We start from the raw sequence: 548 nt of genomic DNA on the forward strand, positions 1-548 counted from the left end.
GCCATCCACGGCGGTGACCTCGGCGACCCCGTAGGCCGAGATGTTCTCGCGCGGGACCTCCATCAGGGCGATGACGGAACCGCCCTTGGCCTGCTGGACGTCGATCATCCGCTGGAGCAGGTTGTCGTTCTCGTCGATGAGGTCGTCGCCGAGCAGCACCGCGAACGGCTCCTCGCCCACGTGCTGGGCGGCGCACAGCACGGCGTGGCCCAGGCCCTTGGGATCGACCTGGCGGATGAAGTGGATGTCCCCGAGGTTGGTGGCCTCCTGGATCTTGTCCAGCTTGGAGAAGTCCCCCTTGAGCTCCAGGGTGCGCTCCAGGGCGGGCACCCGGTCGAAGTGGTCCTCCAGCGCCCGCTTGGACCGGCCCGTGACCATCAGCACGTCGTCCAGGCCCGCCGCCCGCGCCTCGGAGATCACGTACTGGATGGCGGGCTTGTCCACCACCGGGAGCATCTCCTTGGGCATCGCCTTGGTGGCCGGCAGGAAACGGGTGCCCAGGCCGGCGGCCGGGATGACGGCCTTGTGGGTGCGGGGATTCTTGGAAC

1 protein-coding gene is annotated in these 548 nt (G+C 68.8%); it reads right to left on the reverse strand.

What is annotated here, in order from left to right; translation table 11 throughout:
• Positions 1–548: sugar phosphate nucleotidyltransferase (locus tag CITRI_RS0115590; protein ID WP_010145893.1), on the reverse strand; the 548-nt coding region annotated here is incomplete at both ends.

The sequence above is a fragment of the Citricoccus sp. CH26A genome (assembly GCF_000224415.1).
In the GTDB taxonomy this organism is placed as follows: domain Bacteria; phylum Actinomycetota; class Actinomycetes; order Actinomycetales; family Micrococcaceae; genus Citricoccus.